This window comes from Vibrio sp. 1457, from assembly GCF_033340195.1.
Taxonomy (GTDB): domain Bacteria; phylum Pseudomonadota; class Gammaproteobacteria; order Enterobacterales; family Vibrionaceae; genus Vibrio; species Vibrio alginolyticus.
In genome coordinates this window covers 148,956-174,453 of the sequence record NZ_JAWOWA010000002.1, presented here as the reverse complement: position 1 = coordinate 174,453, position 25,498 = coordinate 148,956, and the positions used below count along the sequence as shown (strand labels likewise).

25 protein-coding genes are annotated in these 25,498 nt (G+C 42.6%); 18 read left to right on the top strand and 7 right to left on the bottom strand.

The annotated features are described in order from the left end of the window. Positions 1–184 precede the first annotated feature (184 nt). The 5 genes from rlmKL to rmf all read left to right on the top strand — a co-directional run bounded on the left by rlmKL (position 185) and on the right by rmf (position 6,562). Positions 185–2,305: a bifunctional 23S rRNA (guanine(2069)-N(7))-methyltransferase RlmK/23S rRNA (guanine(2445)-N(2))-methyltransferase RlmL gene (gene rlmKL, locus R7Z41_RS02685; protein WP_054702333.1), complete on the top strand. Its 2,121-nt coding sequence runs from the start codon at positions 185–187 to the stop codon at positions 2,303–2,305. A gap of 21 nt (positions 2,306–2,326) precedes the next feature. Beyond that, positions 2,327–2,569, top strand: a complete 243-nt coding sequence (locus tag R7Z41_RS02680) for a glutaredoxin family protein (protein ID WP_017821808.1) — start codon at positions 2,327–2,329, stop codon at positions 2,567–2,569. Next, positions 2,547–4,466, top strand: coding sequence for an ABC transporter ATP-binding protein (locus tag R7Z41_RS02675; RefSeq protein ID WP_225478152.1), 1,920 nt, complete (start codon positions 2,547–2,549; stop codon positions 4,464–4,466). The genes R7Z41_RS02680 and R7Z41_RS02675 overlap by 23 nt, the downstream gene beginning before the upstream one ends. Before the next feature lie 7 nt (positions 4,467–4,473). Next, entirely contained in the window at positions 4,474–6,207 is a 1,734-nt protein-coding gene (locus R7Z41_RS02670) for a DUF3466 family protein (RefSeq protein ID WP_104975327.1), read from the top strand. Positions 6,208–6,388: 181 nt separating this feature from the next. Continuing rightward, a complete protein-coding gene (gene rmf / locus R7Z41_RS02665) occupies positions 6,389–6,562 on the top strand; it encodes a ribosome modulation factor (protein WP_005377453.1) in 174 nt (57 codons plus the stop codon). Positions 6,563–6,702: 140 nt separating this feature from the next. On the opposite strand, the gene fabA is transcribed toward rmf, so the two are convergent. After that, a complete protein-coding gene (gene fabA / locus R7Z41_RS02660) occupies positions 6,703–7,221 on the bottom strand; it encodes a bifunctional 3-hydroxydecanoyl-ACP dehydratase/trans-2-decenoyl-ACP isomerase (protein ID WP_005390081.1) in 519 nt (172 codons plus the stop codon). Between the two features lie 70 nt (positions 7,222–7,291). Then, complete coding sequence (locus R7Z41_RS02655) at positions 7,292–8,932, bottom strand: Lon protease family protein (protein ID WP_225478151.1); 1,641 nt, start codon at positions 8,930–8,932, stop codon at positions 7,292–7,294. 210 nt (positions 8,933–9,142) lie between these two features. Here R7Z41_RS02655 and matP point away from each other — a divergent pair, with 210 nt between their 5' ends. From matP to R7Z41_RS02640, 3 genes are all read left to right on the top strand, one after another. Then, entirely contained in the window at positions 9,143–9,592 is a 450-nt protein-coding gene (gene matP / locus R7Z41_RS02650) for a macrodomain Ter protein MatP (RefSeq protein WP_005396497.1), read from the top strand. 15 nt (positions 9,593–9,607) lie between these two features. Then, entirely contained in the window at positions 9,608–9,919 is a 312-nt protein-coding gene (locus R7Z41_RS02645) for a DUF3634 family protein (protein ID WP_005377468.1), read from the top strand. A 114-nt stretch (positions 9,920–10,033) separates the two neighbouring features. After that, a complete protein-coding gene (locus R7Z41_RS02640; RefSeq protein WP_225478150.1) occupies positions 10,034–10,357 on the top strand; it encodes a hypothetical protein in 324 nt (107 codons plus the stop codon). 620 nt (positions 10,358–10,977) lie between these two features. On the opposite strand, the gene R7Z41_RS02635 is transcribed toward R7Z41_RS02640, so the two are convergent. The 3 genes from R7Z41_RS02635 to R7Z41_RS02625 all read right to left on the bottom strand — a co-directional run bounded on the left by R7Z41_RS02635 (position 10,978) and on the right by R7Z41_RS02625 (position 14,340). Further along, complete coding sequence (locus R7Z41_RS02635; RefSeq protein WP_064377240.1) at positions 10,978–12,699, bottom strand: ATP-binding protein; 1,722 nt, start codon at positions 12,697–12,699, stop codon at positions 10,978–10,980. After that, entirely contained in the window at positions 12,689–13,870 is a 1,182-nt protein-coding gene (locus tag R7Z41_RS02630; RefSeq protein WP_206970821.1) for an FIST signal transduction protein, read from the bottom strand. Before R7Z41_RS02630 ends, R7Z41_RS02635 begins: the two co-directional genes overlap by 11 nt. A 113-nt stretch (positions 13,871–13,983) precedes the next feature. Continuing rightward, positions 13,984–14,340 carry a hypothetical protein gene (locus R7Z41_RS02625; protein ID WP_005377473.1) on the bottom strand — a complete coding sequence of 119 codons (357 nt, stop codon included), beginning with the start codon at positions 14,338–14,340 and terminating at the stop codon, positions 13,984–13,986. Positions 14,341–14,597: 257 nt separating this feature from the next. On the opposite strand from R7Z41_RS02625, the gene ccoN reads away from it, so the two are divergent. From ccoN to uspE, 10 genes are all read left to right on the top strand, one after another. Beyond that, positions 14,598–16,025 carry a cytochrome-c oxidase, cbb3-type subunit I gene (gene ccoN / locus R7Z41_RS02620; protein ID WP_005396488.1) on the top strand — a complete coding sequence of 476 codons (1,428 nt, stop codon included), beginning with the start codon at positions 14,598–14,600 and terminating at the stop codon, positions 16,023–16,025. Positions 16,026–16,037: 12 nt separating this feature from the next. Then, positions 16,038–16,658, top strand: a complete 621-nt coding sequence (gene ccoO, locus R7Z41_RS02615) for a cytochrome-c oxidase, cbb3-type subunit II (RefSeq protein WP_005377475.1) — start codon at positions 16,038–16,040, stop codon at positions 16,656–16,658. Positions 16,659–16,667: 9 nt separating this feature from the next. Beyond that, positions 16,668–16,841, top strand: coding sequence for a cbb3-type cytochrome oxidase subunit 3 (locus R7Z41_RS02610; protein ID WP_005377485.1), 174 nt, complete (start codon positions 16,668–16,670; stop codon positions 16,839–16,841). Next, positions 16,841–17,815 (top strand): cytochrome-c oxidase, cbb3-type subunit III, encoded by a 975-nt coding sequence (gene ccoP, locus R7Z41_RS02605; protein WP_005377487.1) that lies wholly within the window; start codon positions 16,841–16,843, stop codon positions 17,813–17,815. Before R7Z41_RS02610 ends, ccoP begins: the two co-directional genes overlap by 1 nt. 105 nt (positions 17,816–17,920) lie before the next feature. Continuing rightward, the gene (locus R7Z41_RS02600) at positions 17,921–18,397 is read left to right on the top strand and encodes a FixH family protein (protein WP_005377489.1); all 477 of its coding nucleotides are present in this window, start codon (positions 17,921–17,923) and stop codon (positions 18,395–18,397) included. Between the two features lie 4 nt (positions 18,398–18,401). Continuing rightward, on the top strand, positions 18,402–20,765 hold the full coding sequence (locus R7Z41_RS02595) for a heavy metal translocating P-type ATPase (RefSeq protein WP_206970822.1): 2,364 nt from the start codon (positions 18,402–18,404) through the stop codon (positions 20,763–20,765). Between the two features lie 15 nt (positions 20,766–20,780). Then, a complete protein-coding gene (gene ccoS / locus R7Z41_RS02590; RefSeq protein ID WP_005377493.1) occupies positions 20,781–20,945 on the top strand; it encodes a cbb3-type cytochrome oxidase assembly protein CcoS in 165 nt (54 codons plus the stop codon). A gap of 8 nt (positions 20,946–20,953) precedes the next feature. Further along, positions 20,954–21,634 carry a sulfite exporter TauE/SafE family protein gene (locus R7Z41_RS02585; protein ID WP_172563260.1) on the top strand — a complete coding sequence of 227 codons (681 nt, stop codon included), beginning with the start codon at positions 20,954–20,956 and terminating at the stop codon, positions 21,632–21,634. A gap of 90 nt (positions 21,635–21,724) precedes the next feature. Continuing rightward, positions 21,725–22,471 (top strand): FNR family transcription factor, encoded by a 747-nt coding sequence (locus R7Z41_RS02580; protein ID WP_005377497.1) that lies wholly within the window; start codon positions 21,725–21,727, stop codon positions 22,469–22,471. Positions 22,472–22,651: 180 nt separating this feature from the next. Next, positions 22,652–23,599 carry a universal stress protein UspE gene (gene uspE, locus R7Z41_RS02575; RefSeq protein ID WP_005377500.1) on the top strand — a complete coding sequence of 316 codons (948 nt, stop codon included), beginning with the start codon at positions 22,652–22,654 and terminating at the stop codon, positions 23,597–23,599. Positions 23,600–23,739: 140 nt separating this feature from the next. On the opposite strand, the gene ttcA is transcribed toward uspE, so the two are convergent. Together ttcA and R7Z41_RS02565 are read right to left on the bottom strand one after the other, a co-directional pair. Beyond that, positions 23,740–24,633 carry a tRNA 2-thiocytidine(32) synthetase TtcA gene (ttcA, locus tag R7Z41_RS02570; protein WP_005377502.1) on the bottom strand — a complete coding sequence of 298 codons (894 nt, stop codon included), beginning with the start codon at positions 24,631–24,633 and terminating at the stop codon, positions 23,740–23,742. A gap of 198 nt (positions 24,634–24,831) precedes the next feature. Beyond that, positions 24,832–25,494 (bottom strand): DUF2987 domain-containing protein, encoded by a 663-nt coding sequence (locus R7Z41_RS02565; protein WP_149191782.1) that lies wholly within the window; start codon positions 25,492–25,494, stop codon positions 24,832–24,834. Positions 25,495–25,498 lie beyond the last annotated feature (4 nt).

Genomic DNA, 25,498 nt, shown 5'->3' with positions numbered 1-25,498 from the left:
CTTCTTCTAAAGGAAACAAAATACGTTCATGAATGAAAAACATTCAAACTAAAGATGTTGAAAGTTTTAGATCATTTGAGTGGTGATGATTTGAACTAACGGGTGGGAAAATACCTTTAAAAACGAGGCATTGATCGTAAAGTCAGGTATAATTGAAGCCATTTTTTATCAGCGAAAGAACACTATGAATCAATATCTCGCGGTAACTTCAAATGGCATGGAAAATTTGCTTGTTGAAGAACTGACTAAACTAGGCATTGAAAATGCGAAACCAGTACAGGCAGGCGTAAAATTTAAAGCGACAAACGAACAGGTTTATCGCTGTTGTTTGTGGAGCCGTTTAGCGTCTCGATTTGTACGTGTTTTATCTGAGTTCACGTGTAACAACGACATGGACTTGTATCTATCCACTTCCACTATTAACTGGGTTAACCAATTTCATAGCTCTAAACGCTTTGTTGTGGACTTTAACGGCACAAACCGTGAGATTAGAAATAGCCAATACGGGGCTATGAAGGTCAAAGATGGCATCGTAGATTGCTTTGAGAACAAAGGCTTGCCACGTCCTAATATCAGCAAAGAACGCCCAGATATTCGTATTCACGTTCGTTTGCATAAAGATAAAGCGTTGCTTGGGGTAGACATGGTAGGTAGTGGTCTTCATCAGCGTGGTTATCGACCAGAATCGGGTCGTGCGCCATTACGTGAAACGCTTGCTTCTGCGATTATCATGCGTTGTGGCTGGGATGGGCATCAACCATTACTCGATCCAATGTGTGGTTCTGGTACTTTGCTTATTGAAGCAGCAATGATGGCAGCCAACATGGCACCTGGCGTTAAGCGCAAACAATGGGGCTTCGAAGTTTTGGAAGACTTTGAACCGGAGACCTGGGCTGAGATTAAATCAGAGGCTAATGTTCAAGCTAGACGAGGTGTCAAGAAAGTTGACGCTAAGTTTTTTGGATTCGATAACGACCCCAAAGTATTAAAAGTCGCTCAAGAAAACGCCCGCAGAGCAGGTGTTGAAGAGTTGATTGAGTTTGCGCAAGGTGATGCTGCAACTATTACTCGTCCCGCAGGATTTGAACACGGTGTTATCGTTTCAAACCCACCTTACGGTGAGCGTCTAGGAACTGAGCCGGGGCTGATTGCGCTCTATACCGCATTCGGTGGACAGCTAAAATCTGAGTTTGGCGGATGTAAAGCATCTATCTTCTCTAGCTCAGACGAGCTCTTGAGTTGCCTTCGCATGCGCGCTGATAAACAGTTTAAATTGAACAACGGTGCGTTACCGTGTCACCAAAAGAACTACAGCATTGCCGAGCGCAGCGCTGATGAAGTTAAAGGTGCAGATACTAACGTTCAAATCGCACCAGACTTCTCAAACCGTTTGAAGAAAAACATTGGCAAGATTGGCAAGTGGGCTCGTAAAGAGAAACTAGACTGCTATCGTATCTACGATGCAGACCTTCCAGAATACAACGTAGCGATCGACGTGTACGGCGATCAAATTGTGATTCAAGAGTACGCAGCACCTAAGAACATCCCTGAAGAAAAAGCCAAGCGTCGTCTAACGGACATTATCCGTGCGACGATTCAGGTGACCGGTGTTGAAGCGAACAAAGTTGTACTGAAAGTTCGTGAGAAGCAGAAAGGTCGAAGCCAGTACCAAAAATTAGGTCAGGTATCAGAGACGCTCGAAGTAAACGAGTACGGTGTGAAGCTGATCGTGAACCTTCATGACTACCTAGACACAGGCCTGTTCTTGGATCATAAGATCACTCGTCGTCGTCTTGGCGAAATGGCACAGGGTAAAGATTTCCTTAACTTGTTTGCTTACACTGGCAGTGCAACAGTGCACGCTGCAGTTGGTGGTGCTCGGTCCACTACAACTGTCGATATGTCAAACACCTACTTGAATTGGGCGAAAGACAATATGCAGCTTAATGGCTGTGTAGGGCGCCAACATAAATATGAACAAGCGGACTGTTTGCAATGGCTAGAAAACGCAAAAGGTGAATACGACTTGATCTTTATTGACCCACCTACGTTCTCTAACTCTAAGCGTATGGAAACATCATTCGATGTACAACGTGACCACATTAAGCTAATGAAGAACCTCAAACGCTTACTGAGAAGTGAAGGCACAATCGTATTTTCAAATAACAAACGTCACTTCAAGATGGATGAAGAATCACTCGCTGAATTGGGTTTGAAGGTTCAGAATATTTCTTCTCAAACGTTACCATTAGATTTTGCGCGTAATAAACAGATTCATAACTGTTGGCTAGTAACGCACGCGTAGTATAAACAAAAGGATTAATACGTGCTGATATTGTATAGCACGGAGGGATGCCATCTTTGTGAGATGGCATTTGCTCTAGTAGACCAAGTCGGTTTGGCCGAGCAAACAGATATCATTGATATTGCGTTTGATGATGTACTATTTTCTCGTTACGGCGTCACAATACCCGTATTAAAATATCAAGATTCTGAGTTGAACTGGCCGTTTGACTTAGAACAACTCACACATTGGTTGGATAATAATGGCATTACTTACCATTCATAACGCACAACTTGCATTTGGTGACCACCCATTGCTAGACAAAGCGGAGTTCGCTCTTCAAGAAAACGAACGCGTTTGTTTAGTTGGTCGTAACGGAGCAGGTAAGTCCACGTTAATGAAAGTGCTTGCCGGCGACATTTTGTTGGATGATGGCAAGATTCAAATAACTCAAGACGTAGTAGTTTCTCGGCTTGAACAAGATCCACCGCGCAATCAAGAGGGTACGGTTTACGAATACGTATCTGGCGGTTTGGCTGAAATCGGCGAACAATTGAAGATCTATCACGATCTTCTCGATCTTGTTGCTCAAGACCCAAGTGAGAAGAACATTAACCGTTTGGCGAAAGTTCAAGAGCAACTTGATCATTCTAACGCTTGGCGCTTTGATGACCGTGTTAAGAACGTACTTGGCGCTTTAAAACTAAGCCCAGAAACCAAACTGACCGATCTATCCGGTGGCTGGCAACGTAAAGCTGCTTTAGCTCGTGCGCTGGTTTGTGATCCTGATGTATTGCTTCTTGATGAGCCAACAAACCATCTCGATGTGACAACGATCGAATGGTTAGAGAACTTCTTAAAAGACTTCAAAGGCTCGATCATCTTTATTTCTCACGACCGTGCATTCATCAAGTCGATGGCGACACGCATCGTCGACTTAGATCGCGGTCAATTAGCTTCTTTCCCTGGTAATTACGAACAGTATTTGAATGACAAAGAAGAAATGCTTCGCGTCGAAGAAATGCAAAATGCTGAGTTCGATAAGAAACTAGCTCAGGAAGAAGTGTGGATTCGTCAAGGCATTAAAGCACGTCGTACTCGTAATGAAGGCCGTGTTCGAGCCCTTAAAAAACTTCGTGAAGAGCGTCGTGACCGTCGTGAAGTTCAAGGTAAAGTTAACCTAAACATCGATGATGCTTCTCGTTCAGGTAAGATTGTATTTGAAGCAGAAAATGTATCTTTTGCTTACGAAGGCAAGACAATTGTCGACGACTTTAGCTTTAACATCATGCGTGGTGACCGTATTGCACTTATCGGACCAAATGGCTGCGGTAAGAGTACGGTACTTAAATTGCTACTAGGGCAATTGGAAGCGCAGTCTGGTCGTTTACACTGCGGAACAAAATTAGAAGTCGCGTACTTTGATCAGTACCGAGAGATTTTGGATCCAGAAAAGACAGTGATCGACAACTTAGCGGATGGGAAACAAGAAGTAATGGTTGGGGGACGTCAGCGTCATGCGCTGAGTTATCTTCAAGACTTCTTATTTGCACCTAAGCGCGCCAGAACCCCGGTTAAGGCACTTTCTGGTGGTGAGAAAAACCGATTATTGCTAGCCCGTATCTTGTTGAAACCAAACAACTTACTTATTCTTGATGAACCAACTAACGATTTGGATATCGAAACGTTGGAACTTTTAGAAGAAATGCTTGCCAATTATCAGGGTACATTATTGTTAGTGAGTCACGACCGTGAGTTCGTAGACAACACAGTAACAAGCAGCTGGATTTTTGAGGGTAACGGTATAATCGAAGAGTTCGTTGGTGGTTATCATGATGCTAAACAGCAGCGTGACCAAGTTCTTGCTTCGCGCAGTCAGGTTGAAAAACCAACGAAGAAAGAGAAAGTGGTTGAGGAAACTCCCAAAACTACGCAACCTAAGAACAATTCGAAGAAGTTATCGTATAAGCTGCAAAGAGAATTAGAGGCTCTACCAGCTAAACTTGAACAATTAGAGTCGGATATCGAGAGCCTTCAGGAGCAAGTGAACGATCCAGAGTTCTTTGCTAAACCTGTAGAGCAAACTCAGCCGGTATTGGAACAGCTTGCTGCACTAGAGCAGGAGTTGGAAATCGCATTCGAGAGATGGGAAGAACTCGAAGCAATGCAACAGGATAGTTAAGAATTCAATGAATTGTAGTAATAAATTCAAATTGACCGCCATTGCAATGATGGTTGGTACCACAATGAACGCACAGGCGGCATTGTATCAAGTTGTTGAGGTTTCACCTCAGGATCATGGTTCAAACGGTGACTACCAAACGGCTTACGGGGTTGCAATTCAACAGGGCGATGCAGGTACAGATCCTTCAACAGGTTCACCTTTCGCTTTAGGCTGCTTTGATGCAGCAGCAAACTGCACGCCAGAGCAGTTTAAACTTGCAATGGAAACTCGCACTACACCGATTTCAGCGACACAAGCCGTGGATGGGAACAGCTATCGTGAAGAAATCCCATTCGGATTAGACGCTGGCTTTTATTACATCCAAGAACTCAAAGACTTTGAGCGTTACTGTTACAACCAGCTTCGCTATTCCACCTGTGACTCTTGGGCTTCAGTAAACTGGACGCCGTGGAATAAAGAACGTAGTAAAGACTTTACTTCTAATGCGTTAGCGTTCATAGAAGAAGATTCTGCTGCTTATAAAAATGAATATAACAACGTTATCAACCAGCTTACCGAGGGTGGTGCAGCTGTCGGTAATCAGAGTAAAGTTAGCACAGAAAATACTTCTACATTAGAAACACGAAATACCGTAGTTGCACCAGTAGAGCCAAATATTCTTACTGGCGATAGTGACGCAAGTGTTGTGCAAAGCCATGCTTGGAGCACAGACGGCATTTTTACTGTTGGCAGTGTTTCTCGAACAGCAAGCAATACCAATGGATCTCACCACACATCAAAAGCAGCGATTTGGGATCAAAGCGGAACCGTCAGTGAATTGGCTTGGCCAAGTGGCACATCTAAAGATGGAGAAAGGTTAGCTCAAGGGAGCATGCGTGACCTTGTCACTGATGGAACTACGGTCTATGGCGTAGGTTACAACACTTACAGTGATGATAACTACCTGAATGCGACTGTTTTTGTCGGAACTCTAGAAGCCGAAGGTAGCGTTGAAAACGCAACTTGGAAAAACAAAGTTGTTGTAGGAGCTAGACAGCGCGAAGGTGATGATACGGTTCATACAAACTCACGATTAACCGACGTTAACTCTAATTTTGTTGCTATTGGTGAAGCAAAACGTTCGGGCGGATACTTAATGCCAACGGGCTCTGCTCCGAATCGTCTCTTTATCGTAGATGATGTTCGTAAGGATTCTATTAGCGCTTTTTACCCAACTACTGGCATTTTCTTTAGCGGTGCGGGCGGTAAGATGGGCGGTATCAACTCTTACAATGAAATCGTCGGGCAACTTGATGCGGAAACGACTCGTGAAGACGATGGCAAGCCACGTCGTAAGCGCGGTTTTATCTATCCATATAGCGTAGGTGGCGAGACTAGTGAACGTGCTGCAACATTATTCAATGGAAAAGCTTGGTTCCTAGACAGTTTGACTAATGGCGGTGATTACTCTGAACAAAACAATCAGTTCCGTATTATCGACGCAACTGATATCAATGATGCAGGTGTGATCTCTGGTACTGCTATGAAATGTGCAGGTGGTTATAGCACAACAGCAAACAATGCGACATGTAGCTCTGAAGAGCAAATTGTAGCAGTCAAACTAGTACCTATTGCTGACGCAACTAAGGACGACATCGTATCTCGAAGCATTGACTCAACGACGACAGAGCGTCAAGGTGCAGGCCTTGGTTGGTTAGCTTTGACCATGCTTGGATTGTTTGGGTTCCGTAGAAAATAGTTAAAAATCGTCAGTAATTTTTAAATCAAGCAGAGGCTCACACATTTGAGTCTCTGCTTTTTTTATGCCTTGAGAAATTGCCTACTTTGATCGATTCTTATAAGTGGAGTCATAAAAACTCCATCAAAGTTTCACAATAACAGCTGTACGTTAGTAAATGGACCTGTATGAGGAATTAACTATGAAGAGACAAAAGCGTGATCGCCTAGAACGAGCTCAATCTCAAGGCTACAAAGCTGGGTTGAATGGAAGGTCTCAAGAGGCTTGCCCATATCAACAAGTTGATGCTCGGTCGTATTGGTTAGGTGGTTGGCGTGATGCCAGAGATGAAAGACAATCTGGTCTCTACAAATAAACTCTCCACATACAAAAAGAAGGATTCGAAAGGGCTCTACGGAGCCTTTTCTACATTATAGGGACATAGGGAAGTAGGTTAACACTCGACAACAAAAAGGCTCCTAAATAGGAGCCTTAATAAATCGATTAAAATCGTGATTAGAAGCTTGAAGTGTCTTGGAACAAGCCAACTTTCAAATCTTTTGCTACGTAGATTTCTTTGCCGTCCACACATACACGACCGTCAGCCAAACCCATCACAAGCTTACGGTTTACAACGCGTTTCATGTGGATTTCGTACGTCACTTTTTTCGCTGTTGGCAGGATCTGACCTGTAAACTTCACTTCGCCAACACCCAGAGCACGACCTTTTCCTTTGCCACCAACCCAGCCAAGGAAGAAACCAACAAGTTGCCACATCGCATCAAGGCCAAGACAACCCGGCATTACAGGGTCGCCAGGGAAGTGGCAGTCAAAGAACCACAAATCTGGAGTAATATCCAATTCCGCCAAGATCAAACCTTTACCAAAATCGCCTTCAGTCTCAGACATTTTAGTAACACGATCCATCATTAGCATGTTTGGCGCAGGAAGCTGAGGGTAACCAGGCCCAAACAGTTCGCCTTGGCTAGAAGCAAGTAGATCGTCACGGTTATAAGAATCACGTTTGTTTTGCATTATCAATTACTCCAATTTTTGATAGCTGCATCTTAGTGAACACGTGTACGCTAAACAACTCCGATCAGTACTAGACAAACCAGTTTTTGATGCGCTGCACAATTCCTTCTGGATGCTCATGTCTTTCAAAGTTTTCAATACGTTCCGCTATTTTGCCAATAATGCTATCGTCTTCACCTCTAAAAGGTTTATTCATTACAATCGGAATAGCTTCATCTACGGTAGAAACGGACCAAATATGGAACTCACCATTTTTAATGCTTTCTATTACATCTTTATGTAATGCAAGGTGTTTAAGGTTTGATTTTGGCATCACAACACCTTGATTTCCTGTAAAACCTTGATGTTTACAAACCTGATAAAAACCTTCAATTTTTTCGTTCAAGCCACCAACGGCTTGCACTCGACCAAACTGATCAACAGCCCCTGTAACCGCAATTTGTTGATTAATTGGAGATTCAGATAAAGCACTTACCAAGCAACAAAGTTCTGCAAGAGATGCGCTGTCACCATCAACTTCACTATAAGACTGTTCAAATACGATGGAGGCTGAGTAAGGCAGTGGTTCATCCAGTTTCAGAGCAGAGCTCAAGAAAGCTTGCATAATCATCATGCCTTTTGCATGTAGATTGCCTCCAAGCTCAGCTTTGCGCTCAACATCGGAAACATCGCCATCACCAAAATGAATTACACAAGATATTCGTGCAGGCTCACCATAGCTGACAGGGTGCCCAGCCATATCAATAACGGTTAGGCCATTGATTTGACCAACTTGTTCCCCAGTTGTCTCAATGATGACTTGTCCATCTAAAATATCGTACACGGCACGCTGAGGAAGGTAAGATTCTCGGTAATACTTGTCGTCAATCGCTTTATCTAACGACTTGTAATCTAATGCGTGACCGTCACTGAACTGGCTGGCAAGCGTTAGAAGTTGAGAGTGCCACATTACTCCTAAAGGCAGATAATGTTGATCTTCAGTAAATCTCATACCGGCTAGCAACAATCTTCTAAAACCACATTCAGTTAAGTGAGGCAGCTGATATTGAGAACATATCCAGTTCACTAAACCAAAGTAATCTGTCAAATTCTGCTCTGACAGATGAATATCTTCTTCAACTTCCGTATACATGGCAAAGCCAGAACAGAAGTCTTCATCGATGTATTCTAGCTCTGCTAACTGACTTCTTTCTCCTGTTACAATCAGTTTTACATCATAAGCTTTAGCTTGCGGTACTGAAGTAGGTAAACGAGTAGGGCTTAGGTTCAGTGGCTCGATAAGGTTTTGTTGAATTGCAGACTTTATATTTGGCCAAAGTCCTGGGTTAGCCAAAATTAGATTAGCCGGTACAATTAAGTAACCGTTATCTGCCTGTGAAATTAAGCCAGGTTGGAAGGCAATATCACCACTTAAATCGACACTGTAACGGTCAAATAAGCGTTTGGCATCAAGTGATTCCGACAAAACTATCGCAGCGTTAGACTGGCTCTGAAGAGCTTTACTGATGAACTCTCTATAGACAGAATTATCTACGCAGTTAATGAGTAGTACTCGCGTCAATCCAGAAATTTTTGAAAAACGAGATATCGTTGCCGACATTCTCGGTTGGAGATCAGTAAAAGACTTCTTTGGTAACGAAGGTGCAGACTTTAAAAGTGCTTCGTACTGCTCAAGTGAAGGTGTTACGTCTTGCCAATTAAGTTGGTTCATTAAAATTCATCGTAATTCAATCTTGCCGACATTATAACGAAACGGACTATAACACCCTAGCACCAATTTGGTTTGCTCTCGGCATTCAACTCTCAATGAACAATACTTAGACAAATGAGTGATCAACATCGATACTTCTAAGAGTTTTATTTGCCCAAGTAAACCATCTGGGTTACGCTGTCACTAGGTTATGTTTATGGGTCGGAACAAATGAAATATCAGCAGCTTGAGAATCTAGAATGTGGGTGGAAATGGAAGTATCTCATCAAAAAATGGAAAGATGGTGAAGCGATTACCCGACATATTGATACAAGCGAAGCAGATGCAGCGGTCGCAGAACTAAAACGCCTTGAACACGAGCCTACACTTGTCTTGGCTTGGATAGAAAACCACATGTCAGAAGAGTTAGATAATAAACTCAAGCAGGCTATCCGAGCGAAACGGAAACGTCACTTCAATGCAGAGCAAGTCCATACAAAGAAGAAATCCATTGATTTAGATTACCGAGTTTGGGAAAAGCTTTCTAGTAGAGCGAATGAACTTGGTTGTACGTTATCTGACGCAATTGAATATTTGCTTTCCGAAGCGTCGAGAAGTGAAAAAGCGAGTCAAAAAGTTACCTCAATTAAAGAGGATTTGAGTAAATTGCTATCTAGCTAGGATAGGGAGTGCCAAATGTTATATGTAATCTTAATTGCAGCCATCGTGATCTTTTGGTTGATCGCAGTCGATAGGCCGGTGTTAAAAGTAAAGTTCGATAATGGCCATATTAGTAACGTAAAAGGGCATCTACCTCCTTCTTTCAAACACAACTTACAGGATATTAGTGAGCATAACCCGTTTACTGGTGAAATGAAGGTGTATAGCCAACGAACAGGAATGCGCTTAAGCTTTTCCAAGGGCATTCCCAAAAAAGTTCAACAGAGGATTCGTAACGTTTTTCCGCACCAGGGCTTCAAAGCAAACAAAGGCAAGAAGCGCGCTTAATTACATATCAGTTACTTCATCATGTTAAATGGGACGCAATGTGGCGTCCCATTTTCGTATCTACAGAAAAATTACTTATCATCGAACAATCAACAACATAAACGGACCAAAACGATGAGATACGTTGTAACTTTAATGATATTGATCTTTGCAAGTAATTCAGTTTTTGCTGACGATTCAGAAACGAACCTGTTGGCTAAAAAGATTAAGACTAAGCTTCAAAAGAAAGTAGACAATAAGTTTGATAGCTATCAAGGTTATTGTGACGTCATGATAGAAATGGAGCACAAAAGTAAAAACGCAGTAATAAAAAGAGTAACCAGTAGTGGTGACCAAAAAGTGTGTAGGTACGTTAAGTCCAACTTGAAGAAAGGAAAACGCTATCGTTACAAATACCCCGAAAAGTACATTCGCCTCCATATAACCACAGGCTTATAAATGTTTCAGAACGCAACTGAGCTCGTGATTTTTGGCAGATTTCGTTGCGGAGCGATTAGAGCGTTTAGCTGATTTTTGCTGTTGTACGAGGCGAGTATGAAAGGCTTTTTTGTTTGGTAGCGCTTAAGTTAGTAATCGTGATGCCATTGAATGGCAAATTCAGTGAGTTGGCCATCATCACCATACATAGATTGATTCAGGTGCTTACGGAAGAACACGCCATTAAGTCGAGGACTAAGCGCGCATCAATTTTCAATAAGAGATTTGATTTGCTTCGTAAGCATAACCACAAACCAAACTAGCGATTGCAAGTCCACAGAAACCTCGGTTAAAGCCTCAAACGCAAACAATGTTGTTAATCTTAGGAGGACATTTTAAAGTAGCTAAAACCGGACATTATTGCTTTGAGATCTCACTCCTTGGTGCGCATTATATGTGTTATGTTAAATTGAATATCGCCGTACGCCAAATGTTGTCTGAGTATGCTCCTATTCCCCTGCAGATTTTAAATTTAAGGGCCTTACTGTGAGCATTAAACATAATGGTTATTTACCATAAAATACTTAATATAGATCTTAATAATCTATCGATTGTTAAGATCTATATTAACGCCTTTTTACTTATTGAAATGACTGTATAGCTTCAAAGATATCTTGTCTTCTAACTGGCTTGGAAATGAATCCGTCCATACCGGCATCCAGGCATTTATCTCTATCGCTTTCTAGCGCATGTGCAGTTAACGCTATAATTGGGGTCCTGAGACCTTTATCTCGAATAAGTCTTGTTGCGGTAATTCCATCCATCACTGGCATCGAGACATCCATGAGAATCAAATCGATTAAATCCTCATTCTCTTCTAAAAATGTTAATGCCTCTGCTCCATGGCTTGCGATATGAACATTATGGCCAAGCTTATTTAAGATAAGCTTTATTACGAACTGATTCGACTCGGTATCTTCTACGACGAGAAGTTCCATTGCTTTTGTCGGTTGATTGGTTTCGATTCTAACTGGACGATTTTGATTACAACGAGTCAAAACTGGAATCGAAATCGTAAAGGTTGAACCAACATGCTCATCACTTTTAACGGCAATCTTTCCACGCATCATTTCAACTAAATGCTTGGTTATTGCGAGCCCCAGTCCTGTACCACCGAAGCGTCTCGTGATGGAACGGTCTCCTTGATGAAATGCCGTAAACAAGTGCTCTTGCTTTGCTTTAGATATACCAATTCCAGTGTCAGATATTGAGATCACAAGTTCAGCATCTTGCTCAGATACAGAAACTTTTACTTCACCTTCGTCTGTAAACTTTATTGCATTCCCTATTAGATTAAACAGAATTTGAGATAACCGCGTGGAGTCAATCCAAAATTGTTTGTCATTAGTGACAGTACAGTTGAGTTTAAATTGGAGATTTTTCTTCTTAGCTATTTGTTTTTGCTGAGAAATGACAAAAGTGACAGTGTCTCTTAAATTAATCCATTGTTCATTGAGCTGAAAGCGACCTGACTCGATTTTAGAGAGATCAAGAATGTCACTGATTATCGCGAGAAGTAACTCTGCAGAGCACTCCATTTGGCTCAACGCATCAATTTGTTCTTCTGACAAGGTTGATTGCTTCAGTATATCTAGCATTCCAAGAACGGAATTTAAAGGGGTTCTTATTTCATGGCTCATCATCGCTAAGAACTCCGACTTAGAGCGGTTCGCAAGCTCTGCTTCTTCTCTTGCTTTAGCGAGCTGAGTTGTTCTTACCTCAACGATACGTTGTAACTTCTCTTTGGTCTCGATATCAATGACCGCCCTTTCAATTAAGGGACGAAACCGCCTCAAGGTTTCCTTATTCTCTATGCTAAAGTGCCCTTTCTGAGCTCCAATAAGTAGGATTACGGTTTGCGTTACTTCTGAACGTATACCAGTTAAAACGACCGAGTTTACATGGCTTTTTATAAAGCTGTTTAAGTTAACAAACTCAGCGAGTTTATCTGGCTCGAACAGTAGAATGCATTCACCATTGAGAGCTCTTTGATAGGTGTTACCGTGTAACCAGGATACATTATCAAATACGCTATTAGTTGATATCAATGTCTTGAAGGGATATCGTTCACCATCACGAGTCAGTACAATAAAATCATCGAAGTTGATGTACTTTTTGAGGACATTGTTTAATCCCGTAAATATCTCATGCCGATTCTTTGCCTCACTCATCGCAGATATCGCGGAAAGAATGGCCTTGTTTTCATCGGCGAGTAGTCGTTCTCTTTGTCTAGCCTGCTTTAGCTCAACTAACGCTTCTTGAAGCGCTTCCTGTTGATATATGTCTAAGTATTTATCTTTCATAAGGTTTATGGAATATAGCCGATGAAATCATCAGGTTTCCATGTCCATTCTCACCACCAATAAATCTACCTTGCTCGCCGAAAGTAAAAGGGCAAATAAAAGGCAAATGTTCTAGTTCTTGGTTAATTTGTTCACAAACGCTATTCATGTCTTGCATTAAGTGCAACATGGGACCTGCGCAAAAGATATTTATCACTCCAATTTTTCGAGACTCTTCTAATTTTTGGTTAAAAGCGGCATTGACGACTTTTGCAGCGCGCGCAACGAGATGCTCACGACTTCCTTTCATTAATGTGAGCTCGTCACCCTCTTCTATTCGTGTAAACAACTCGATTCCACCATCTTGCGTCTCACGGATCGGATGGGATAACTTGTAATATGGGCGATCATAGAGGTGACCTGCGATCCGCCCTAATGGATAAGCACTCGAGTTTGTAAACAGCATATTATCTTTACCTACTTGGTTATCCTGGTGATTTGTCCACCTTCTATAAACATTGAGCGCAGGTTCGTTATCAATTTCAAGTAAGCATCTATTGTTGGTCTTGGTTGCAACACCTTTGATATTAGTTGGTGTATGTCCAGCGCTAAAAGCGATATCAACAGGTTGAGAGGAGTAAAAGAGAGTTAAGCTTAAACCTGAAGTTTGAGAGCCTTGGGCGGTTATCACAGACCATTTCCCAGCGATGTTATTATCAGCGGCCGAACCACCAATAATTGGAATTAGAGTTCCAAATCTTTCATCTATAGACGCAATGATTGATTCCTCTAGCCCTGGTGTAGCATGAAGTAGAATTAAGTTTGGTACTTCTCCTACACGGTTTGCGTTCTCAAGGGCCATATTCAAAGCCTTGGTGACGCTGTCACCTGAGTTGTGATTAGAAATACCAGTACCATAAGCATGAGGACCTGTATCATAAACAGCAAGTGCCGCAATTACTGGGCCTGTATGAAAGCCCTGATCTGTCATTACGGCTTGACATGAACTGGCGCCATGAAAAGGCACACCAGGAAAATGCGCAAGAAACGCTCCTCGAATCAACTCAAAATTGTATTCTTCCGTGTAGTAACACATCACGTAAGACAAGCTCTGTTGTGTCAATTCGGACCTGAGCGTTCTTATCGCTGAGTCTTCATCTTTAATATGAGTAAAAACTGATTGGCAATGCATACGATTTTATAATTGGATATCACTCTGCTGTTATACCATTCCAACCAATTTTCTCTAGGTAAGAAGGTGTTAATTTCATTAATAAGTTACGATTATCTCGTGATAGATCGTATTTATAATTGAACTACAACAATGTTTTCACCTTTTTTAAAGGTGATTTTTTTCGATTCAGGCATGATGTCCCATTCTACTGACTTATGCTTCTCGTTGAGATTGATAAAATTACCAGATTGATTTAGATCAATTTTTAGAGTGCTACTTTCTGTCGTTTCGAGCGAAATTCCCATTGAGTCACGATTAATCGTGATTATTTCTCCTTCAATTGTTACATCGCATCGTTCTTTTTGTGAACAGTCAACGCTATTAACACTCTCGTGTGTAAAGGTACGCCAGAAAAATGCGCCTATTAAAACACTGAGCATGATTAAGATTTGTGCAAGTCGCGCCTTTGTTAACTTTTGTGCAGGCATAATTACTAATATCCTTGTTACAAACTTCAAACTTTTTAAATAAAAAATGATTTCCAGAGGTCCAGTAAGGTTACTACCCTGTCATTGAATTGTTAATTCAAGTATAGTGTCACGCTGAAAATGCCACTTTTTATTAAAGTCAGCAATGGAAATAAGGTGATGATAACACTTGAATTCTAGAGTTTACTTGGGTGGTGTTACGACGCAAGTCGTGTTGGAAGTAAAAGTGTAGTTAATTAGAAATTGGAAGCATGCAAATGAGCCAAGTAAAGCAGCTTGAACAAAACTACAACTATACAGTCGTTCGCCAATTTACCCTTGTGACCATTTTATGGGGCATAGTTGGTATGGCTGTTGGTGTTTTGATTGCCGCTCAATTAGTTTGGCCACAGCTAAACTTTGATACGCCGTGGTTGACGTACAGTCGCTTACGTCCACTGCATACTAATGCGGTAATTTTTGCGTTTGGTACCAGTGCTCTGTTCGCAACGTCTTATTATGTTGTACAGCGCACATGTCAAACACGTCTTTTTGGTGGCCCACTCGTTGCCTTCACCTTTTGGGGTTGGCAAGCAATCATCCTGGCAGCAGCCATTACTTTGCCTCTCGGTTTAACATCGGGTAAAGAGTATGCTGAGCTAGAATGGCCTATTGATATCGCAATTGCGCTAGTATGGGTATCATATGCGGTGGTGTTCTTCGGCACACTAGTGAAGCGAAACACGTCACATATTTATGTGGCAAACTGGTTCTTCGGTGCCTTTATTATCACAGTAGCAGTACTTCACATCGTGAACAGCATGGCTATTCCTGTGTCACTTGGTAAATCTTACTCGATTTACTCGGGCGCAGTGGATGCGATGGTTCAGTGGTGGTATGGACACAATGCGGTAGGTTTCCTACTGACCGCTGGTTTCCTAGGTATGATGTACTACTTCGTTCCTAAACAAGCTGAACGTCCTGTTTATTCTTACCGTCTATCTATCGTTCACTTCTGGGCACTTATTTCTCTATATATTTGGGCAGGCCCTCACCACCTTCATTATACAGCGCTGCCAGACTGGACTCAGTCTCTAGGTATGGTTATGTCGCTGGTTCTATTTGCTCCTTCTTGGGGTGGTATGATCAACGGTATTATGACGTTATCTGGTGCATGGCATAAGCTTCGTTATGACCCTATCCTACGTTTCCTAATCGTTTCACTGTCGTTCTACGGTATGTCTACCTTTGAAGGCCCGATGATGTCGATTAAGACGGTTAACGCACTTTCTCACTACACAGACTGGACCATTGGTCACGTTCACTCTGGTGCGTTAGGTTGGGTTGCGATGGTCTCTATCGGCTCTGTATATCACTTGGTACCTCGCCTATTTGGCCAAGAGCGTATGTACTCTGTTGGTCTAGTTAATGTGCATTTCTGGCTAGCAACAATCGGTACCGTTCTTTACATCGTTGCGATGTGGATCTCTGGTGTAATGCAAGGTCTTATGTGGCGCGCGGTTAACTCTGACGGTACGCTAACTTACAGTTTTGTTGAATCTGTAGAAGCGTCTTATCCGTTCTACTTTGTACGTTTCCTAGGCGGATTTATCTTCCTATCTGGTATGTTCCTAATGGCATACAACACGTACAAAACGGTAAGTGCACCTAAAGAAAGCCTAAAAGCTATCCCACATCCGGCATAAGGAGATTTAAGAATGAGTAATAATTCTAATAATCGCCATGAAATCTTAGAACGTAATGTCGGTTTGTTGGCTATTTTTATCGTGTTTGCTATCAGTTGGGGTGCTCTTGTAGAGATCACTCCTCTGATTTTCCAAAAGCAAACGACTGAACCTGTAGAAAATCTGCGCGCTTACACTCCTTTGGAGATGGAAGGCCGTGATATCTACATCCGTGAAGGTTGTAACGTCTGTCACAGCCAGATGGTTCGTCCTTTCCGCTCAGAGACTGAACGTTACGGTCACTACTCTGTTGCTGGTGAGAGTGTTTGGGAACACCCATTCCTTTGGGGCTCTAAGCGTACAGGCCCGGATTTAGCTCGTGTTGGTGGTCGTTATTCTGACGAATGGCACCGTGTTCACCTGTTAGATCCTCGTGAGCTTGTACCTGAGTCAAACATGCCAGGTTTCCCGTGGCTAGCTGAAAACGTTTTAGACGGTAAGCTAACTCAGAAGAAACTTGAGCTATTTCGTGATCAGTTCGGCGTTCCATACACTGATGAAGAGATCGCGAATTCGGCTAAAGAAGTAGAAGGTAAAACAGAGATGGATGCAATCATCGCTTACCTTCAGTCTCTTGGTCATGCAATGAAGTAAGGGGATCATATGGATTTCGGTACAATTCATAGTATTTATACCGTTGTACTCTTCGCTAGTTTTATTGGCATCGTATGGTGGGCATTTAGTAAAAAGCGTAAAGCACGCTTTGAAGAAGATGCCAACTTGGTGTTTGCTGACGAAGAACAAAAGACCCCTAATAACCAAGGAGTGAAGAAGTAATGACTACATTCTGGAGTCTCTGGATTATCGTGATTACTGTCGGCACGCTAGTAGGCTGTGCGATTCTCCTGACTTGGTGCGCTAAAGATAAAATGGGCGTCGAGGAAGGGGAAGACATGGGCCACGAGTACGATGGTATTCGCGAGCTAAACAACCCTCTACCAAAGTGGTGGACTTACCTGTTTGTAAGCACATTTGTGTTCGCAGCAGTTTACCTTGCCCTATTCCCAGGTCTAGGTAGCTTCAAGGGCTTTTTAAACTGGCAGAGTTCGGCTCAAACCGTTCGCTCACTAGAAGAGTCAAAAGAAGCCATCGCTGCAGCACAAGAGAACAAGCAACTAAACCAATATGCAAAAGAACTGGATGATGCCGACGCTTACTTCGGCGAAGCATTCCGTAAACTTGCGCACAATGACAGTGGTCTACGCCCAATTCCTGAAATTGCGCAAGATCCTGAAGCATTAAAAGTTGGTCAGCGTTTGTTTTTGCAAAACTGTTCTCAATGCCATGGCTCTGATGCACGTGGTCAGAAAGGCTTCCCTAACCTGACTGATGATGCATGGCTATATGGTGGCGAGCCAGCAGCGATCGTTACAACCATCATGCACGGCCGTATTGGTCAAATGCCAGCATGGAAAGATGCCCTTGGTGAGCAAGGTGTTCAAGAAGTTGTAAGTTACACACTTAGTTTATCTGGTCGTAAAGTAAATGCTCGTGAAGCCGCGGCAGGTAAAGCACGCTTCGTAGTGTGTGCTGCTTGTCATGGTACCGATGGTAAGGGTAACCCTGCAGTCGGTGCGCCTGACCTTACAGACCAAGACTGGTTATTTGGTGACTCTCGTGCAGCTGTAACAGAAACCGTAATGAACGGACGCTCAGGCGTAATGCCTGCGTGGAAAGACATTTTGGGTGAAGATAAAGTTCAGCTCGTTGCCTCATATGTCTGGAGTTTAAGTAACTCAGAGAGTAAGTAACTGAGATATTACGTAACATAGCAATAACAGCCCCTTTCATAGGGGCTGTCTTTCCTTTAAATTTAACGCCTTACATTTTTTCATTTAGCTGTTGAGAACTTTTTTATGGTAAAGCCTTGGTATAAACAATTTTGGCCGTGGTTCCTAATCATCCTTCCTCTTACTGTCGTAGTTTGGACTGTGATTACTGTGGTCGTTTTCTCGAACAACTCTGTTTCTTTAGTCGCCGAGGATTACTATAAAAAAGGCAAAGGCATTAATATCGACATTAGTAAAATGAATGTCGCTCGTGACCTAGGTCTTAACGCTGAGATTTCCTCTGAAAATAACAATGTTGTGATTGTTTTCGCTAAAGGGAAGCTACCTCATTACCCTGCTCTAACGGCCACTTTCACTCATCGTACTCTTCCTGATCGTGACTTCACAAAGCTTGTAACAGCGGATGCATCTGGTAATTACCGACTAAAAGCTGAGGAATCTATTCAAGGACCATGGTTTGTTGAACTACAACCACACGACAAGCAATGGATGATCCAAGGTAAAGTTGAGTTTCCTGCCTCTTCAACACCGTTAATGAAGTAAGCATATGTGTAAATCCTGTTATCACTGCGGTGAAGATGTACCAGCCAACACGGATTTCAAAGTAGAAATATTGGGTGAAATTCGCGACATGTGTTGTCCGGGCTGCGAAACTGTGGCGCAGACTATTGTCGATAGTGGTCTTGTCTCATATTACCAATACCGCACTGCGCCTGCAGAAAAGGCAGATCTAGTACCAGAGCAACTCCAAGCTTTAATTCATTATGATAATCCGGATGTACAATCTGAATTCGTACGAAATCGCGAAAATGTTTCTGAAGTAACCCTTTCTTTGGAAGGCGTTTCATGTGCCGCTTGTGCGTGGTTAATCGAAAAGCAAGTTTCTAATACGGCCGGGTTGGTATCTATCCGTGTTAATACAACCACCAATCGAGCGTTACTAGCCTGGGATAAAACTCAGGTACGGTTAAGCGAGCTCCTTTCCGTTATACATAAACTTGGTTACAAAGCTGCACCTTTTGAAGCAGATAAGCAAGAAGCCTCTTACCATCGAATGATGAAGCAATATCTATATCGGCTAGGTATTGCAGGCTTAGCAACCATGCAGGTCATGATGCTCGCCGTTGCACTGTATCTCGAAGTCTTTGGTGATTTAGAGCCAGAGTTTAAAAGTTACTTTCGTTGGGTAAGTTTGATTTTTGCTACTCCTGTTTTGCTTTATTCCGCTCTTCCATTTTACTTAAACGCATGGCGCAGTATCAAAGGCCGAACCCTTGGTATGGATGTCCCGGTTTCTATCGCGTTGATCTTTGCCTATGTTGCAAGTTTAGTTGCAACAGTAACTGAACAAGGCGAAGTCTTCTTTGAATCTATCTCGATGTTTACCTTCTTTTTGTTAGTAGGTCGATTCTTAGAGATGCGCGCTCGTCGCAAAGCTGCTGCAGCGAGTGGTAACCTTCTTAAGTTGATTCCGGCAATTGCTACAACGCTGGACGGTGATCAGATACCCGTGAAGACGCTAAAAGTTGGCGATCGTATTCGCGTTCTACCTGGTGAACATATCCCCGCTGACGGTAAAGTTATTTCAGGCCGTATTCATATTGATGAATCCATGCTAACGGGTGAGTCAGTGCACGTTGTGAAACGAGAAGGTGATGTCGTCTATGCGGGAACGCTAAACGGAGACGAATCATTTGAACTCGAGGTAGTAAGCTCAAAGGCCGATTCAATGATTTCTAACATCGTGCGTTTACAAGATGAAGCTCAACACTCCAAACCTAAAATTGCGGAAATTGCAGACATTGTCGCCCGTTACTTTGTTGGTGTGATTCTTATTATCTCTGCTGGTACTTGGTTTTACTGGCATCAAACAAAACCAGATGATGCGTTTTGGATCATGCTGTCTGTGTTAGTCGCTACATGCCCATGTGCGCTATCTCTGGCTACTCCGACCGCTCTCACTTGTGCTACCTCTAGAATGGGTAATTTTGGCATTTTGCTTCGTAAAGGCCATGTGTTTGAGACACTATGTAAGATCAACCACTTAGTTGTAGATAAAACAGGCACTCTAACGAAAGGTGATATTGAGATCTGTGAAACAAAGGTACTTAGTGATCTCCCACAGAAAGATTGTCTATCACTAGCTGCAGCTTTAGAGGCTCATGCAAACCACCCTATCGCTCGTTCTTTTGCAACTTTCACCAATGATGACTTTATCGTGTCTGATGTGCAAAACGTGATTGGGTCAGGGATTGAAGGGATATGGAATGGCAAAATCGTTAAGATAGGTAGTGCTGCTTTTGTTCAAGGCAAAGAAAGTGATGAAAGCCAGGCGGTCTATCTGTCGGTTGATGGCAAGCATGTCGCTAGCTTTTACTACCGCGACCCTATCCGAAAAGAAAGCAAAGCCTTTATTCAACGTTTTGCTGACGCTGGAATTAAGACAACCCTGCTAACTGGTGATTCTCTCTCAAACGCCCAACCAGTGGCGAATGAAATTGGTATCGATCACATCGTCGCGTCAGCAAAGCCAGAAGATAAGCTTGCATACCTTAAGAGCTTGGACGAAAACAGTATCACTATGATGGTTGGTGATGGAATCAATGACGCGCCGACTCTCGCCGGAGCTCACCTTTCTGTCGCAATGGGCGGTGGTACAGATGTCGCTAAAGCTTCTGCAGATATGACGTTACTTGGGGATAATCTCGAAAAGCTACTAGAGGCACGTTTGCTTGCACTGCGTACAAGAAAGATTATTCGAGAAAACTTGGCTTGGTCTTTGGGTTACAACCTGTTAATTTTGCCTTTGGCGGTCGCAGGTTTAGTGGCTCCCTACATTGCAGTAGTTGGCATGTCTGCAAGCTCAATTATCGTTGTATCTAACTCTTTGCGCCTGCTCAAAGAGAAATAAGTAGAGAAAGCAAACATGGAAAGTCTTTATATATTGATTCCCATCGCTATCGTTCTCGTTTGTGTTGCTGTCGCCGTTTTTCTTTGGGCGGTAAGAAGCGATCAGTTTGAAGATCTTGAACGGCAAGGGCATAACATTCTTCTCGACGAAGAAGACCAATCTAATAGTGATAAAAAGTAGCGACCTTTATGACTCCTGATTTTATCGGTGCGTTGATGATCGGCTTAGTAGGAGCCGGTCATTGTATGGGTATGTGTGGTGGTATCGCGTCTCTGCTTACCATGGGCTCTTCTGCTAAAAATAAAACCACCCCTCTTATCCCCCTCTTCTACAACCTCGGACGATTGATCAGTTATACCTTAATAGGAGCATTAGTGGGTGGTGCTATATCAGGTTTATCTGAGCTTAGTGGGTTAACGCATTCTCTTGCTTGGTTAAGGCTGATTGCGGCGTTATTCATGATCCTGGTCGCGCTGTATATTGCTAAATGGTGGCAAGGCTTACTTTTAATAGAAAAGCTAGGGCAGTATATCTGGCGCTTTATCTCGCCGGCAGGGAAGAATCTGTTGCCACTAAAGCATCCTCTTCACGCGTTGCCATTTGGCTTTATTTGGGGTTGGTTACCATGTGGTTTAGTTTATTCAGCGCTTACTTGGTCGGCGGTTTCTGGTAGTGCGATGAACGGCGGCCTAATTATGCTTGCGTTTGGGCTCGGAACGCTACCTGCGATGCTTATTATTGGATACGGTGCCAATCATTTTCAGAAATTACAAAAATCATTAATATTTAGAAATATTTCAGCATTAATCCTTATTGGCTATGGTACGTATACCGCTGTAGGAGCCTTAGCGTTACTCGGTTTCAGATAACGTTAAACTCTATTGAGGTGACATTTTTGCTACCCTTTAGGATTAAGCGATGCTAAAATATTGATGTATATCAAATAGTGAAAGGTTGTTATGATTTCTGAAAAACCTGCAACAAAGCGTATCCAATCAGGCGGTTGCGCCATTCATTGCCAAGATTGTAGCATTAGTCAACTGTGTATCCCGTTCACTCTAAATGAGGCAGAACTTGACCAGCTTGACCAAATCATCGAACGTAAGAAGCCTATTCAAAAAGGACAAGAGCTTTTTAAGGCCGGTGATGAGCTAAAATCGCTATACGCTATCCGCTCTGGTACCATCAAGAGCTATACGATCACAGAGCAAGGTGATGAGCAAATCACAGCGTTTCACTTAGCTGGAGACTTAGTCGGTTTCGATGCTATCACTGGTGACTCCCACCCTAGCTTTGCTCAAGCACTCGAAACGTCGATGGTATGTGAAATCCCATACGAAATTTTAGACGATCTATCGGGTAAGATGCCTAAGCTTCGCCAGCAAATCATGCGTTTGATGAGTAACGAAATTAAAGGTGATCAGGAAATGATTTTGCTTCTTTCTAAAAAGAATGCAGAAGAGCGACTAGCTGCTTTCCTTTACAACCTATCAACGCGTTTTTCTCAGCGTGGCTTCAGCCCTAGAGAGTTTCGTTTAACTATGACTCGTGGTGATATTGGCAACTACCTTGGTCTTACAGTCGAAACGATTAGTCGTTTGTTAGGTCGTTTCCAGAAATCTGAGATCCTAAGCGTAAAAGGTAAATATATCACTATCTTAGACCACGATGCATTGATGGAACTTGCTGGTGTAACTAAAGAATAATACACCCTAATTATTGATGTAGCTCGAAAATGAGCTACATCATATTTCTCATAAATTCCTTTCGAAAGTCCTCAAAAAGTTCTCCAAACTAAGCTACAGTAAAAATGTACGGTGAGTACTCCAAAATACTGATTTAATTTACATTCAGTATCTGGTTTTGCAATAGAAGTGGGCTTAGTTATGAGTATATACAGTAAGATCCTTGTTGTAGCTGACATCAATAATGATGAGCAGCCCGCACTTGCAAGAGCTGTTCAATTAGCTCAGAAAAGTGTATCTAGAAGCCGAATCACTTTCTTTTTATCCATTTACGATTTCTCGTATGACATGACGTCAATGCTATCGGTGGATGAAAGAGATGCTATGCGTCGAGGTGTCATTCATCAGCGTGAGCAGTGGATGCGTAAAATTGCTCAACCATACCTAAACGATGGCTTCGACTTTGATGTTTGTGTTGTCTGGCACAACCGCCCTTATGAGGCGATTATTGCTGAAGTCTATGCAGGCAATCATGACCTAGTCATCAAAGGCACACGTAAGCATGATGTTTTAGAGTCTGTCATTTTCACACCGACAGATTGGCACTTGTTGCGAAAATGCCCTATTCCAGTGCTTCTTATTAAGAATGCTGCTTGGCCGGAACAAGCAAGTATCCTTGCCTCAGTACATGTGGGCTCAGAAAACCCGACTCATATTGATCTCAACGATACGATGGTCGAGCGATTAAAAGAAATCACCACTCGGCTTGAGGCCAAGCCATATCTTGTTAACGCCTACCCCGTTACACCGGCGAATATTACGATTGAACTTCCTGAATTTGACCCAACGACTTATACCGATGCAGTGCGAGGTCATCATTTAACGGCTATGAAAGCACTACGCCAAAAACATGGTCTTGATGAAGAACAAACGATAGTTGAGCAAGGTTTACCTGAAGATGTCATTCCGGCAGCTGCAGAGCGCTTGAACGCAGCAATGGTTATTTTAGGTACCACAGGGCGAACAGGGCTTTCGGCTGTCTTTATTGGTAATACAGCGGAGCACGTAATTGATAAAATAAATTGCGACGTGTTGGCTCTAAAACCAAAAGGCTATATTAGCCCTCTCGACCCAAATACAGCAACCTAATCTCTCCTTAGTATCGCTATGTATTGAGCACTTTCAAATAAGCGCTAATAAATCCCCCCAATACAGGGGGATTTTTGTTTGGGAACAGTTAAAGCGTTGGGTACAAAAAAGGAGGTCTAATTGACCTCCTTTTTTACGAGTTAGATGTTCGTAACATCGATGAACATCGATTCATCAATATTCGTCGAAGAAACGACAGCCTCATTAAATTCATACTCTTCGCGGTTACCTTCACGATCTAGCGGTAAGTTAACAAAGTCGAACAATTCGCGGTCTGCTAGTTGGCTTGGGCTTACGTTTTGAATTGATTTAAAAATTGCTTCCACACGCCCTGGCGTCTTCTTATCCCATTCAATCAACATTGCTTTTATAGATTGACGCTGAAGGTTCTCTTGAGAGCCACAAAGGTTACACGGAATTATTGGGAAATCCTTGTGCTCAGCGTATTTGATCAAATCTTTTTCACGACAGTAAGTCAATGGACGAATGACCACGTTACGACCATCATCAGAGCGTAGCTTTGGTGGCATCGCTTTAAGGCGAGAGCCGTGGAACATATTCAAGAACATTGTTTCGACGATGTCATCCATGTGATGACCTAGCGCAAGCTTAGTTGCACCAATCTTCTCTGCAAATGAATACAGCGTACCACGTCGCAGGCGTGAACACAGACCACAAGTGGTTTTGCCTTCTGGTACCTTCTCTTTTACGACGGAATACGTGTCCTTATCGACGATATAGTAAGGGATGTTCAGTGTTTCGAAATACTCTGGCAGAATGTGCTCAGGGAAGCCCGGTTGTTTTTGGTCTAGGTTTACCGCAACCACTTCAAATTTGATCGGTGCGGCTTTTTGAAGATTCAGCAGGATATCAAGCATCGCGAATGAATCTTTACCACCGCTAATACATGCCATTACAACATCGCCTTCTTCGATCATGTTGTAATCAGTAATGGCATTTCCAACATGTCTTCTTAGGCGTTTCTGAAGCTTGTTGAATTCTAGGGTTTCTTTTCTTGTATCTATTTGGTTCATTGCGGGCTCTCACATCGCCGATAAATCGACTAGGACTTCCTAACATGGGTTTCTTTGGGGCGTGGATTATACGAGCTTTTTACGCAGGATTAAATGCTTGTCTTATTGAGTCTTTAAGAAAAGAGTGTGAAAGATACTTTAGTTACGGTCAAAATTAAAAAAGAGCTGCGATTGCAGCCCTTTCTAAACGTTCAGTGTTCATTTCTTTGCGTTAGGTAGATAAGGTAACACTCGCATCGTCGGTTCTGGTAGTGTCATTGTGCCACCTTGCCCTATTTCACTTAGTGCGACTTGTATCTTGCCATTGACAATTGGCTTTTCGGTTCCGTTTGAGAAAATCACTTTATCATTCAGTTGATTTGCAAACTCCATCGTCACACCTTGAACTTCCGGTGTAAACCAACCCGCAAACATACCGCCTAAATCTTCCAGCATCGTCTGCATTTGAGGTAGAAGAGGCTTAAGTTGGTCGTAAGAAACGTTACCCTGTAATGGTTCTTTGGTCATCACGACAAGTGAGTAATCGCAACGTGTATCTTTTGGGGTATCGACAAAAACCAACGGATTTGCTGACTTTAAGTTTTTATCAACTGGTAAAGGCAACTCTTGTGAAGCAGGGATAACAAACTCTTCATAGTGCTCTTCTTTTTCCATCCAAGCTTTTTCTATCGTACAAATTTGCTTAGTTTTTGCGTCCACAAAAAAGACACCAACTTTCACATCGTCATGCCCTTCTTTATTGTTGTTTTTTAGTTGAGTGTATAACTTTGAGTACGTGAACATGTACTCTTGAGCTTGGGTTATCGGCGATGCAAGAATTAGCGCCGCACTTCCCAATAGACTTAGGCTTAACTTTTTCATTTTA

Excerpts from the sequence above, each read along its gene's own strand:
- rlmKL (WP_054702333.1), top strand. The coding sequence starts at position 185 with ATGAATCAATATCTCGCGGTAACTTCAAATGGCATGGAAAATTTGCTT.
- R7Z41_RS02675 (WP_225478152.1), top strand. The coding sequence starts at position 2,547 with ATGGCATTACTTACCATTCATAACGCACAACTTGCATTTGGTGACCAC.
- R7Z41_RS02670 (WP_104975327.1), top strand. The coding sequence starts at position 4,474 with ATGAATTGTAGTAATAAATTCAAATTGACCGCCATTGCAATGATGGTT.
- rmf (WP_005377453.1), top strand. The coding sequence starts at position 6,389 with ATGAAGAGACAAAAGCGTGATCGCCTAGAACGAGCTCAATCTCAAGGC.
- fabA (WP_005390081.1), bottom strand. The coding sequence starts at position 7,221 with ATGCAAAACAAACGTGATTCTTATAACCGTGACGATCTACTTGCTTCT.
- R7Z41_RS02655 (WP_225478151.1), bottom strand. The coding sequence starts at position 8,932 with ATGAACCAACTTAATTGGCAAGACGTAACACCTTCACTTGAGCAGTAC.
- matP (WP_005396497.1), top strand. The coding sequence starts at position 9,143 with ATGAAATATCAGCAGCTTGAGAATCTAGAATGTGGGTGGAAATGGAAG.
- R7Z41_RS02645 (WP_005377468.1), top strand. The coding sequence starts at position 9,608 with ATGTTATATGTAATCTTAATTGCAGCCATCGTGATCTTTTGGTTGATC.
- R7Z41_RS02640 (WP_225478150.1), top strand. The coding sequence starts at position 10,034 with ATGAGATACGTTGTAACTTTAATGATATTGATCTTTGCAAGTAATTCA.
- R7Z41_RS02635 (WP_064377240.1), bottom strand. The coding sequence starts at position 12,699 with ATGAAAGATAAATACTTAGACATATATCAACAGGAAGCGCTTCAAGAA.
- R7Z41_RS02630 (WP_206970821.1), bottom strand. The coding sequence starts at position 13,870 with ATGCATTGCCAATCAGTTTTTACTCATATTAAAGATGAAGACTCAGCG.
- R7Z41_RS02625 (WP_005377473.1), bottom strand. The coding sequence starts at position 14,340 with ATGCCTGCACAAAAGTTAACAAAGGCGCGACTTGCACAAATCTTAATC.
- ccoN (WP_005396488.1), top strand. The coding sequence starts at position 14,598 with ATGAGCCAAGTAAAGCAGCTTGAACAAAACTACAACTATACAGTCGTT.
- ccoO (WP_005377475.1), top strand. The coding sequence starts at position 16,038 with ATGAGTAATAATTCTAATAATCGCCATGAAATCTTAGAACGTAATGTC.
- R7Z41_RS02610 (WP_005377485.1), top strand. The coding sequence starts at position 16,668 with ATGGATTTCGGTACAATTCATAGTATTTATACCGTTGTACTCTTCGCT.
- ccoP (WP_005377487.1), top strand. The coding sequence starts at position 16,841 with ATGACTACATTCTGGAGTCTCTGGATTATCGTGATTACTGTCGGCACG.
- R7Z41_RS02600 (WP_005377489.1), top strand. The coding sequence starts at position 17,921 with ATGGTAAAGCCTTGGTATAAACAATTTTGGCCGTGGTTCCTAATCATC.
- R7Z41_RS02595 (WP_206970822.1), top strand. The coding sequence starts at position 18,402 with ATGTGTAAATCCTGTTATCACTGCGGTGAAGATGTACCAGCCAACACG.
- ccoS (WP_005377493.1), top strand. The coding sequence starts at position 20,781 with ATGGAAAGTCTTTATATATTGATTCCCATCGCTATCGTTCTCGTTTGT.
- R7Z41_RS02585 (WP_172563260.1), top strand. The coding sequence starts at position 20,954 with ATGACTCCTGATTTTATCGGTGCGTTGATGATCGGCTTAGTAGGAGCC.
- R7Z41_RS02580 (WP_005377497.1), top strand. The coding sequence starts at position 21,725 with ATGATTTCTGAAAAACCTGCAACAAAGCGTATCCAATCAGGCGGTTGC.
- uspE (WP_005377500.1), top strand. The coding sequence starts at position 22,652 with ATGAGTATATACAGTAAGATCCTTGTTGTAGCTGACATCAATAATGAT.
- ttcA (WP_005377502.1), bottom strand. The coding sequence starts at position 24,633 with ATGAACCAAATAGATACAAGAAAAGAAACCCTAGAATTCAACAAGCTT.
- R7Z41_RS02565 (WP_149191782.1), bottom strand. The coding sequence starts at position 25,494 with ATGAAAAAGTTAAGCCTAAGTCTATTGGGAAGTGCGGCGCTAATTCTT.